This is a genomic window from Spirosoma pulveris (assembly GCF_054781875.1).
The window spans coordinates 170,989-183,154 of sequence record NZ_BAAGTO010000002.1; the positions used below are offsets into that span (position 1 = coordinate 170,989).

General features: G+C 50.3%; 8 protein-coding genes. 4 read left to right on the forward strand and 4 right to left on the reverse strand.

The window, feature by feature from the left end:
- Positions 1-796: 796 nt before the first annotated feature.
- From ACYVJM_RS09000 to ACYVJM_RS09015, 4 genes are all read right to left on the reverse strand, one after another.
- Complete coding sequence (locus ACYVJM_RS09000; protein WP_461147890.1) at positions 797-4,060, reverse strand: hypothetical protein; 3,264 nt, start codon at positions 4,058-4,060, stop codon at positions 797-799.
- A gap of 112 nt (positions 4,061-4,172) precedes the next feature.
- Positions 4,173-5,237 (reverse strand): NAD(P)/FAD-dependent oxidoreductase, encoded by a 1,065-nt coding sequence (locus tag ACYVJM_RS09005; RefSeq protein WP_461147891.1) that lies wholly within the window; start codon positions 5,235-5,237, stop codon positions 4,173-4,175.
- Between the two features lie 75 nt (positions 5,238-5,312).
- Positions 5,313-6,014 (reverse strand): (d)CMP kinase, encoded by a 702-nt coding sequence (cmk, locus tag ACYVJM_RS09010; protein ID WP_461147892.1) that lies wholly within the window; start codon positions 6,012-6,014, stop codon positions 5,313-5,315.
- Positions 6,015-6,150: 136 nt separating this feature from the next.
- Positions 6,151-6,708: a GNAT family N-acetyltransferase gene (locus ACYVJM_RS09015; protein ID WP_461148636.1), complete on the reverse strand. Its 558-nt coding sequence runs from the start codon at positions 6,706-6,708 to the stop codon at positions 6,151-6,153.
- 177 nt (positions 6,709-6,885) lie between these two features.
- Here ACYVJM_RS09015 and ACYVJM_RS09020 point away from each other — a divergent pair, with 177 nt between their 5' ends.
- From ACYVJM_RS09020 to ACYVJM_RS09035, 4 genes are all read left to right on the forward strand, one after another.
- On the forward strand, positions 6,886-9,078 hold the full coding sequence (locus tag ACYVJM_RS09020; protein WP_461147893.1) for a TonB-dependent receptor: 2,193 nt from the start codon (positions 6,886-6,888) through the stop codon (positions 9,076-9,078).
- 76 nt (positions 9,079-9,154) lie between these two features.
- Positions 9,155-9,805 carry a hypothetical protein gene (locus ACYVJM_RS09025; RefSeq protein WP_461148637.1) on the forward strand — a complete coding sequence of 217 codons (651 nt, stop codon included), beginning with the start codon at positions 9,155-9,157 and terminating at the stop codon, positions 9,803-9,805.
- Between the two features lie 18 nt (positions 9,806-9,823).
- The gene (locus ACYVJM_RS09030; RefSeq protein ID WP_461147894.1) at positions 9,824-11,314 is read left to right on the forward strand and encodes a pentapeptide repeat-containing protein; all 1,491 of its coding nucleotides are present in this window, start codon (positions 9,824-9,826) and stop codon (positions 11,312-11,314) included.
- Between the two features lie 12 nt (positions 11,315-11,326).
- Positions 11,327-12,109, forward strand: coding sequence for a LytR/AlgR family response regulator transcription factor (locus ACYVJM_RS09035; RefSeq protein ID WP_461148638.1), 783 nt, complete (start codon positions 11,327-11,329; stop codon positions 12,107-12,109).
- Positions 12,110-12,166 lie beyond the last annotated feature (57 nt).

The window sequence follows — 12,166 nt, forward strand, 5'->3', positions numbered from 1 at the left end:
GTCGTTGGATTTTTGAAGAAGTAGCCGATTCGTGTATCGGCAACGAATGACCCCTTAACAGACATGTGCCCTTTTTAACGGACATAAGGAGTACATAGTAGACTTTCAGCAGGAAGCTAATGAACCGCCCGGTGAGGCTATACGTCTCATCCTGGCTGCCAGCGATGGGTTTAGAAAAATTGGTACGTCGTATAGATATTTCTTCCATCTACAACTCGGTTTAGGACGGTTTAATAGTAGCGATTCCATGCAGCAGAGCATATTGACTCAGACATGTAGACCCATGATTAGTCACGGGTTCCTGTTCCATTCGTCAATGGCTCTTTTGCTTCCTTACAATTCAACTAAAACTATGCCAAACAACACCTTGCCTACCAAAGGCAGATGGCGCAAGCAAACAACTATCTCATTATGAGATAATTACACATGCATACTGAAGCCCTTATACTGAATCAATCAAGGTTTATACACCTAGTATCAGTGATATAGGGAAGCTATTTATGGCGGTAGAGGGTTAGCGAAAACTATGCCAAGTGTGCCTGATATGACGCTATTTGGTTTACTTATTTGGCAACCCACCTGAACTAAGCCGGGACATATATTCTGTCGGAGGCTTGATAGAGGCCGCAGCTAAAGGAACTGAGCTGACTATGTGCAAATGGGAAAGTGTTTCGTTGGCCAGTGGCAGAAGCCAACGGACTGATATAAACGTGCGGGCTGCAGAGGAGTCGACAACGGTATAAAAAAAAGCCGCTCCTGGAGGAGCGGCTTAGAAAAACGTACGAATTAATACGGCCTAGAAATCATAGCCAAGCGTTAGATAAGGTATTGGCTTGCCCACCGTCTTATCCTCAAGGCCCCATCCATAATCGAACTTCACAAAGTAGCCAAAGATCATTGTGCGAATACCTGCTCCATACCCAATAAGAAATGGGTTTTTGAAATTCGTGACCGTTGCTCTGAATGGAATATTCCCACCGCCAACAACCTCCGTATTGAGACTGTTTTGCTGACTGAAAGGTCCACTTCCAGTCCAGGCCGTGCCAATATCCGTAAACGCCACTAGTTGTAAATTCCGCAGGAAATTGGACGTTATATTTCCCCGGTATAAATACCGAACCAGCGGCAACCGGAGTTCAGCGTTGAACAACATATAGCTGTTGCCCGTTAACTTTCCCTGATTAAACCCACGCAAAGGCGCGGCAAAATCAAGGAAGAAAACGTTCCGATAATCGTACGGAATCTCGTTTTGTGTGGCGTTCGGAACCAGCAGCGGGTTTGACGCAATCGGTTCTTTTTGCCCGCCAATCCAGTTTTCCATGCCACCCAGCGTACTTTTCTTCGGCGAAGCGCCACCTGACTGACTGAACGAAAAACGTGTAGCCAGAATCAAATCACGATGCAGACGCTGGTAGTGGCGCAAATCGAAGGAGATTCTGCGGAAGCCTTCCGACGAACTTCGCAGGCCAGCGTACTCTTCATACCGAAGTTTAGCCTTTGTGCCCACTACCATGTTCATGCCATTCACATTTGTATTATCGAAGACAAACTCACCCCGCAGACCGGCATAATCGGATACACGGTCTGGTTCGGCAAAAGAAGACAGATCAATTAAGCGGGTGATCGCGTAGAACGGTGATACCGTGAACCGGCTATTGACCGAAACCGGATAAGACGCCGACAGAGCAACCCGATTGTATCGGTACTTTTGAAGAATTCCCGAGCCATCCACAAAAAGGGTCTGCCGGTCGACCCTGGCGCCAAAATCAATTAGATGGGTAAGGTTTGTATATTCGGCAAATAAGTCACTGTTCCGGAGCGTGTTGGTCAGGCTGATAAACCCACCGGCACGCAGAACGTGGTTCTCCAGCAAATCGGTCAGAGTTACTTCCTGGGAATACCCAAATCCTTTGATCGGATCAACGCGCCAGTTAGACGGAGCTTCATTGACGCCAAACGTTGCTTTATAATCGAAGGGGCCGCGGATGGTAATGTTTTCCCGACGTCGATTTCGGGGGGGGGCCGTGGTTAGCCCAGGCGACACACCAACAACCGAACGACGCTGACGAAACTCAGCCGCCTTGACTACCTCCGGATCAAACTGGTAATTATCTGTATCTACTTCACCCGGCTCCAGCGCCAGTTTAGGCGTATACGAGAGGGCTCCCGGCGTTGTGCGGCCCGCCATACTTGAGTCAGCGGAGCTTCGGTTTGCCCGGGTAGTTGTATCCGTTTTAGGTTGTGCAGCTCGTGGGGCGTTGGCCGGATTTAACCGATTAATGGCCACACTCCGCTGGGTAGGTGGCGCCTGTGCTGTTTGCGACAGGTTGAACTGCGAACGGAATCCTATATACTCGTCACCATTTTTAAGGCTACTGTACACGAATCCGCCGTTACCCGGCTTGAGGTCATACAGCCGAATACTCTCAGGGAAAGCCGTTAGCTGACTGATCTGCTTCGTTTCCGTTTCGAGTCGGTACAAATTTCGAATACCATTGGCGTCATTCAGGAAATAAACGGTCGTTTCACCGGCTGGAATTGGCTGCGTTGCCTGACCCAGTGAATCCGTCAATCGAACCAGCGACAGATCGCGGGCGCTGCCTTCGTGGGAGAACAGGCTCAACTGGTCACGAATGGTTCGATACGTCCCTTTGTCTACACCCAGCGTATCCTGACGCCGGTTGGAACTGAAAACCACCTGCCGGGCAGTACGGCCCACAAAAGCAGGGTACAAATCGTCGTACAGATCGTTCGTCAACTGTTGGTAAGATCCTCGGTTAATGCTGTACAGGAACAGGTCGTTCTGGCCTTTGCGGTCGGCACTCATAATCAGACTGCCGCCATCTTCCGACGCATTCATCCAGACCACCTGCGACAATCCGTTCACCTGTCGTTTAAACTGGCGTTTTGGCCGCTTGTCGAAGTCACTGTACTGATACAGATTCGTTTTACCCAATTCATCAGTCACGACCAGCAGATTATTATCCTTCTGCCACGCCAGTAAGGGGGTACTGGTTCGGTTTATTTGCCCGTCCAGCCGGTAGCCGCCTGTGAGCACAGTATGCTTTTTGCGGTTGGTAGTATTGATAACTTCTACGCTAAATTTCCCATCCCGCAATAATGAATAGGCAATGTACTGTTTATCGGGACTTAATTTGAGGCTGATCAATAGAGACTTATCGTCTGCCGATCCAACTTTGATCTGGAAGTCGTCGGACCCTGCCCGGTACGACTGCGCTACAGCATTGGCCATACCCGCATAATACTCCCGCCATTCGCGCAGGAAGCGGCTATACGGAACACCCAGTGTACTCGAAATACTGTTTTGCTCATTGCGGATAATACGGGTCAGGTTCAGGATATTGGAGATATTATCGCGGCCATACCGCTGAACGATGTAATTCCAGATGGAGTGCCCAACCCGCTCGGCATCAGCTCCAGACAACAGCGACGGTTTTTTAACTGGCCGGTTCAGCGACACATCGCGCATGTAGTCGTCCAGTTCAAGGCTGTTCCCCTGAGCAATGTACGACGCGATGCCGGGCATGAACCAGTCGGGTAAGGTCAACAGCAGTGAACTCTGCAAGGCGTCTTTCAAACTGCCACCGTACAGCATGTCATACACGAACAACATGGCAATATCGCGGATGATCTGCCGCCGAAAACTAATCTGATCGCCGGTAAAGGCCAATTCAACACGAGATTTGGATAGGTTTTGTTCCCGACTACTGAGTCCTCCCTGCAGACCAATATTGCTCTGGGCCATTTCTTCGGGCGAGTTGAACAGGAATATCTTGACCCGGTTATAGGGCGTATAGCCAAGCAGCTCCGTGATCCGGTCAAACTCTGATTCGGCATACTGCGCCGTCAGGTTGGCAATCTGGTTCCCATCCTGATAGTAGTAGATTTCGAAGTTGGATGTTCGAATGATTTTCCAGTCGAAATTCCGGTACTGAATACGATTTTTTCCAAATCGCTCCAGCGACGGATAGTTCTGTGCCGTAGCCACGCTTAATCCGGCCAGCCACAAGCCTAACATCAGTATGTATTGATTTCGCATAACGGGTATTAAAGACGCTGACTAATGGTTTCTTATTCAACGTTTACGGTAAAACCACTACTCTGGTTTTCGCCCTATTGTTTCAAGTTAAAAACCTTATTCGGAAAACTAATCAACTGCCATGATATAACGAAATGCACCGGCTAATATTCGCTTCCGGAGCCAAATCTTCACCATCTAAGAGGTAGCGGGCAAATTCTTCGGCCAAATAAGGAGCCAGGGACACGCCCTTAGTACCCATACCCCCAAATATACCCACCGCTGGCTGTGCGGGATGCAAGCCAATAAACGGACGCCGATCTTTGGTTGACGGGCGGATACCCGCATGTTGGGCCACAATCTGATAAGGCACTTTCAGCACGGCGGCTACCTTCGACTCTAAATACGCACGGCCATCTTCCGTTATCTGCCAGTCCAGGTCATGCCAGCTGTAGGTTGCCCCGATTCGGATGAGTCCGTTTCGAACCGGCAAAATGAAAACGCCTTGATTAACTATATTCTTAATAGGATACTTATCAACAAGGGCCGTCAGAATCTGTCCTTTCACCGGATTATACGGCAGCCAGTCAAATAATGGATTCTCGCGCGACTGAACGCCATCGCAGAATATCACTTTATTGATTTTAACCCCCTGCCACTCAACCCCCGAATTATTGATTGTCAAATCGTTAACTTCGACAGGCAACTCGAAATATTGATTTTTTCTAACAAAATACCCTTTAATAATTCGAACAAACTCCGTCAAATCCAGCCAGCCTGCCTGTGTTACTTCCAGGCCACCAAAGGAATTTTCGATATATGGACTATACTGCTGATCATCAGTAGCCTGAGAGACGTATTGCCTGATTTCCGGCTCATTTGTCAGGGTCAGATAGTCGGTTTGTTCGGCAACGGAGCGAAAAGGACGGTATATATTTTTGGGATGAAAAAACTGCACGCCAAGCTGCTGCTCAATGTCCGTATAGAATTCGTGTAGAAATGGGAACAGCTCATCGGCCTTCCAGGTACGAACCAGTTTGCGTCCGGTAAGTGGATTCACGAGCCCGGCGGCTACTGCCGATGCCGATGGTCGTGCCGGATCGTTAGCCAGCAATACGGAACAACCGCGCTGGTCCAGCGTCCAGGCCAGTACCGAACCCGCAACCCCCTGCCCTACAATCAGGTAATCTATAGTCATTCTACTAGTAGTGAGTACGTGGAGTGAGTGAAGTGGTAGAGTGCATGGAGTCGGCTCATTACTCCACCCAATCCACTACTTCACTTTTTTACGATGAAGTTCGGCCAGACGACGGTCGGCGCGTTCGATGACCCAATCGACCTGTTCTTCGATGGTCATGTGCGAGGTATCGAGTAATTCGGCGTCTGGTGCCTGCACCAGTGGGCTTTCGGAACGGGTAGTATCAATGAGGTCGCGCTTTTCGAGGTTTTTGACAATAGCCTCCAGATTGACCAGTTCGCCTTTGGCGAGGAGTTCCTGCTGCCGGCGCTGGGCTCGGGTGTGTGTATCGGCCGTCATGAATACTTTCACTTCGGCATCTGGAAACACCTTCGTACCAATATCGCGGCCATCCATCACGACACCCCGCCGACGGCCCATTTTCTGTTGTTGAGCTACCATGGCCCAACGCACTTCCGGAATGGCACTTACTTCACTAACGATATTGGAGATGTACATTTTACGAATCTCCTCCTCTACGTTCAGGCCGTTGAGGCAGGTTTCGTTCTTACCCGTTCGGTTGTTGTGATTGAAGGTGATATGGATTTTTTCCAGCGCAGCGGTAACTTCTTTCGTACTGGAGAGCGAGACATGCTCCCGAATAAAAAAAAGGCTAACGGCCCGGTACATAGCCCCCGTATCAATATAGCCATACCCCATTCGGGCGGCTACCTCCTTGGCGGTTGTACTCTTCCCGCAGCTGGAATACCCATCAATTGCGATAACTATCTTCGGCATGAAAATCTGTCCCGCCGAAGCGGCACTTGTTTTGACAAAATAATCACAAAGATGACCTATAGTCTTGTAAGTTTCTACCGGATCTGGATCGGTCATTTTGGGCTTCCACTAAACCAAGCACCTAACGAACACTAAATTAACGCGTTAGCTCTTTATGCTCAGTTCGAAGCATGGAAAAAATATGCTCGTCTAAGTACTGATTGTTTTTCACTGCCGCTTTTCGATGAATGGCCTCGTGCTGGTACCCAGCCGATTCAAGTACGCGCATCGACCCCACATTCCCCTCCAGTACGCAGGCAAAAATGCGGTTCACCTGAAAATTCTGGAAGATGTAGTTCGTCATGATCGGAAGGGATTCAGTCATTATTCCCCGCCCCCAGTACGATTCGCTGAGCCAGTAGCCAATTTCGGCATTGTACCTGTAGATATCATCTTTCACGGTGAAGCCGATATTGCCAATAGCCTGACCGTCAACCTCAATAGCCAGGTTGTTTGGTTGCTGGTATGACTTGTTGGAACGCACCCATGCATGCGCATCCCTGGGTGTATAAGGATAGGGGAAAAAGTCGCGGACATTGTTCCAGATACGGCGGTTACTGGCATGGTAAACCAACGAATCCTCATCGCCCTCACGCCAGGGACGCAATTGGCCAACAGAAAGCGGAAACGTAATCAACGTGGTAGTCAAGGTCAATAGAAGCAGATAGGTAATTACGTCACTAACAACGTATGATTCCAAATGTTAACCCAAATTTATCCCTCTACCTTCCTATTTCATACCCGGATCAACGGCATTCGTCGGAAAAAACAAGCGGCAGGCGATTGGGCACGCTAGTTTTGACCCATCCAGCCGTTGAATCGCCGGATCATTATGAAACTTGTTTACTTCCTTACCGCCTACCTGCTCTTGCTGATAACGGCTTCCGCGCAGCTAACCCTTACCGGCCGTGTCACCGACGCCAGGGGACATGCGCTACCGGGTGCCAATGTGTTTTTGCGGGGTACTTACGACGGAGCCAGTACCGATAGCACAGGTCTATTTCGGTTTGCAACCGCCCGGAGGGATACCGCCACCTTACTGGTTTCCTATATCGGCTACGACCCGTTCGCCAAAAAAATTAATACGACTACAACAACTTCTTTCGTGATCCAGCTAACGGAATCGGCCAATGAGTTGAACACGGTTGTCATCACCGCCGGATCGTTCGAAGCCTCCGACGAGAAACGCATGACCATGCTGAAGCCAATGGATATCGTAACAACCGCCGGTGCCAACGCCGATATTACAGCCGCCATGAACCTGCTGCCCGGTACGCAACGGGTGGGCGAACAGACGGGCCTATTCGTGCGGGGTGGTTCGGGGGAGGAAGCAAAGGTTGTGATCGATGGGATGATCGTGCAGAATCCATACTTCAGCTCAATGCCCGACGTGCAGTCGCGGGGGCGGTTTCAGCCGTTTATGTTCAAGGGAACTTCGTTCAGTACGGGGGGCTACTCGGCCCAGTATGGTCAGGCACTATCATCGGTCCTGCTGCTCAACACCACCGATAAGACTCAGAATGAGGGCGTCAGTTTAAGTCTGAATCTGGCAAATGCAGGTATCAGCTACGACCATGCCACCGAGAAGTCATCCATTTCGGCAACGGGCTACTACGGCAATCTGAAACCGTTGTTCGCGCTGGTCCGCCAGACTGTCGACTGGACGCACATACCGGAGTTTGCCGGTTCATCGCTGACGTACCGGCTGCAACCGTCAAAAACCGGACAGATCAAATTCTACGGAATGTATTCGGATAGTAAACTCGGCATGAATTTCATCGACCCATCCAACGAGACAGGTAAAACGGCCCTGCAACAGCACAACCGCAACTTTTTCACGACCAGCACCTATACCGACAGTTGGGCCGAAGGCCGGTGGCTGCTCCACTCCGGGCTGTCGTACAGTTACGATACCGATGCGACCACCTACAGTGGTGCTGATTTTGGCCGTTCCAGCGAACGGTTACAGGGACGAGCTGTGCTGACGCGGTTGCTACCCGGCAATAACTCAATTTTGTTCGGGGCGGAAGCCCATGGCATTACGCTGAAGAATACTGTGCAAGGTGTTAGCTACGCACTGCACGACAATTATGGTGCCCTGTTCGTTGAATCGCAAACCTATATAGGCCGAAATCTGGCCGTTCAACTCGGTCTGCGGGGTGAATATTCGTCGGTGCTGAATCGCTTCAATCTGGCTCCTCGTGTGTCGATGGCTTACAAAACCGGCCTATACAGTCAGGTGTCGCTGGCTTATGGCCAATTTTATCAAACACCCGATTACCGGTATCTATACCTCAATACATCGCTGGATTTTGAGCGGGCCGACCACCTGATCCTGAATTATCAGATCATCAAAAATAAGCGAACATTCCGGGTCGAAACCTTCTACAAAAACTATGCTCAGCTGGTTCGTGAGTTCACCAACCAGCCCGGAACGCCCGCCCGCTTTGATGCGAACCCCTACCGCTTTCCCTGGGGACGAACGGATAACAGCGGCAATGGCTATGCACAAGGGTTCGATGTGTTCTGGCGCGACCAGAAAACCGTTAAAGGACTGGACTACTGGATTACCTACAGCTACGTGGACACCAAACGTCTCTTTCAGCAGTTTATGGTTGCGGCCACGCCAACGTTCATCTCAACGCATAATGTCAGTGTGATTACCAAACGGTATTTCGAGACAATCAGCACGAATCTGGCCCTAACGTATACCCTCAGCAGCGGCAGGCCCTATTACAACCCCAACCGCCAGGAAGAAGGCGACAATGGCTTCCTGACCGACCGAACGCCGGTTGTCAACAACCTCAGCTTTTCGGCCAGCCACATCACCCGAATCAAAAAAAATCTGGTGGTTATCTATGCCTCGATAGACAACCTGCTGAATACACAAAACGTGTTCACCTACCGGTATACTACAGACGGCAAAACCCGCTACGCCGTTGGGCCACAGTCGTACCGGAGTTTCTTTGTTGGCGGTATGGTTATGCTCTCGAAGAAGGCAAAAGTGAATGTCAACGAATTATAACAGCTTGGAACAGGCTCCGGCTGTTCCTTTCAACCGCACTCAAACGAAACAGCCGGAGCCTGTTTCAGCTAATGCCATGAAAACCATCGTTATTCTCATCATCACTGCCCTGTCCACTCAAAGCCCCGTTTGGGCTCAGTCGGATCAGTATAAACAAGCGATGAAGCAGGCCATTGCCACCATGCAAACCCGCAATGAGCAATCGGCCATTGCGGATATGCTGGCTTCGGCCAACCAGTTTGAACGCATCGCCAGTGCCGAGCCTAAAGAATGGCTCCCCCGCTACTACGCAGGCCTAAACTATGTGTATCTCGGGTTTATGGGTAAGGATGAAGCGGCAAAAGACAAGTACCTCGATCAGGCCGACATAAACCTGAAAGCCGCCGAGAGCCTGGCCCCCGACAACGACGAGCTGGCCGTTCTGAAGGCATATATTGCCCAGGCCCGGATGGTCGTTGACCCCATGAATCGCTGGCAGCAATACGGCCCCTTGTTTCAGGCCGGCATCGACAAAGCCAAAAGTCTGAACCCCAACAATCCACGCTCTTATGCCCTCGAAGGATCATCGCTGATGTACACACCCGACCAGTTCGGTGGCGGTCCCGGCACGGCCTGCCCGGTGCTAAAGCAGGCCGTTGAAAAATTTGCTACTTTTAAACCAGCCAGCGACCTGTCGCCCATCTGGGGCCAGAAACAAATCGACCCCCTGATGGCGAAATGCAAATAAGACTTATCAACTCCCTCTATGACCCGCGAGCAACTTATCGGTACAATTGGCAAAAACGGTAAACGTATTCAGTTGCGGGGTACTGATTTGGCTGCCTTCGACTTCAGCGGTCTGGACCTGACCGGGGCCGACTTAAGTTTTTCAAATCTTGGAAAAGCGAATTTTCGGGGAGCTGTTCTACGACAGGCCAATTTGAGCTTTGCCAACCTGAGCGGGGCCGATTTTACCGATGCTGATCTCTATGAGGCCAATTTCAACTTTAGCTCGCTGGAGAATGTCGATCTAAGCGGAGCCAATGTAGAAGGAGCTTCCTTTAACTTTTCCGGGCGCAGCAAGTACCGCCCGGATGAGGGTACCCGGCCAGAACCCATTACACTAACAAACGTCCTGCAAAAACCCGGCTGGGGTACTTTGATTGGGGCTTTTCTCGGAGCACTGCTCGTGTACGGGTGTAATGCCATCATCTATTTCTCCAATCTGATTCTGAAGGCCGAAGACCCGGTCATGGTAGGCCTGTATCAATTTCTTATTGCGCAGAACATGATCGATGGCGCAACGTGTTTTCTACTGACCCTGGCGCTTTCGGGTTGGCTTACCCGCCAGTTTAAACACACCTGGCAGCGCCATATAATTGTCAGTTTTGCGGTTACCCTTAGCTTTTTTATTATCAATACGGCCTTGTACCTAACCATTGGCAAACCTTATTTGACGGCCCTGGCCGATCGGCCCGGAGGCATCGAGAAAACGGCCGCCTGGTATGTTTATGTCCTTGGCGACCTTCTGATTGCCAACATATTTCTTTACGTACTACAACAAGGGCGGCAGCTGACCCGAAAATTATCGGAGCAGGAGTTCCAGCTGCTCAACATGGAGAAATTGAAAACCCGCGCTGAACTGGACGCACTGCAAGCTAAAATCAACCCGCATTTTCTTTATAATGCGCTTAACAGCATTGCCAGTCTTGTACACGAAAACCCCGATAAAGCCGAGGAAATGACGCTCCTGCTCTCTAAACTTTTCCGCTATTCGACAGGGCGGGATGGTGAGTTGTTTGCCTCCCTGGCCGACGAGCTTGAGATGGTAAAAACGTATCTGCAGGTAGAGCAGGTCCGCTTTGGCAACCGGCTTACATTCAGTGTAGAGATTAGTAATCCGGCACTCAATGAGCTGCAACTCCCTCAGTTTCTGCTACAACCCATTGTCGAGAACGCGATTAAACATGGCATTGCCAAACGGGCCGACATGGGCCGAATCGATGTGCGTATTTATGAGAAAAACCGCAACGACGGACTCACTGAATTGCACCTCTGCGTGCATGATAACGGTCCCGCTTTCCCCGACGATATGGGAGGGGGCTACGGACTACGGAGTATTCAGGACAAACTCAAGTTACTATACGGCGATGATGCTCGGGTAGAGTTCCAGAACTGGCCACTCAAGCAGGTATTAATTTCTATTCTGACTACTAAAATCCGGACTTCTCATTCCGTTACACCCCTCAACGTTTAACCTGAGTGCATGATGACTTTTCCGCTAAAGACCCTATTAATTGACGATGAACCACTGGCCATTAGCCGTCTTCGCCGATTACTCAGCAAACACTGCGACAGCATCGACATCATTGGTGAGGCTCTCAATGGTGCAGAAGGGTTAACCCTTGTTGAAAGCCTGCAACCCGACCTGATCTTTCTGGATATTGAAATGCCGTTGCTCAATGGCTTCGAGATGCTGTCGCGTCTGACAACCATGCCCATGGTTGTTTTCGCCACCGCTTTCGATCAATACGCCATCCGGGCCTTTGAAGAAAACTCCATTGATTACCTGCTAAAACCGATTGAAGCGGAGCGACTGGCCCGAACGATCCAGAAGATCAGAACCCTGGTTGAGCGGGTGGATGGAGGTCAGCCAGTAAGTAATCCGATGTCGGAGAGCGTTATGCGGCTCCTGGCACAGATGCAGCCGAAGAAAGAAATCTATTCCATTTCGGTAAAAACCGGTGAAAAGATCAAACTCGTTCCCCTCTCGGACATTGCCTACTTTGAAGCCGAGGACAAATACGTATTTCTGTCAACCCTTGACGGACAGAAATTCCTGACCACCTACACCCTAACCACCCTCGATGAAAAATTACCTGATACGTTCGTCCGCATTAGCCGTTCGGTGATGGTCAACCGGCTTAAGATTTCTGAAGTTCACCGTCACTTCGACGGCAAATTCCTACTGGCCATGGGCGATAAGAAAGGCACTAAACTTACCTCCGGCAGCACCTATACCGACACCGTCCGGCAATTGCTGGAGTTGTAGTTCAGGCATTTGCCAATGCATTGTTGGTGAAACGGGGCGGCAACGCATAGTGCCCTA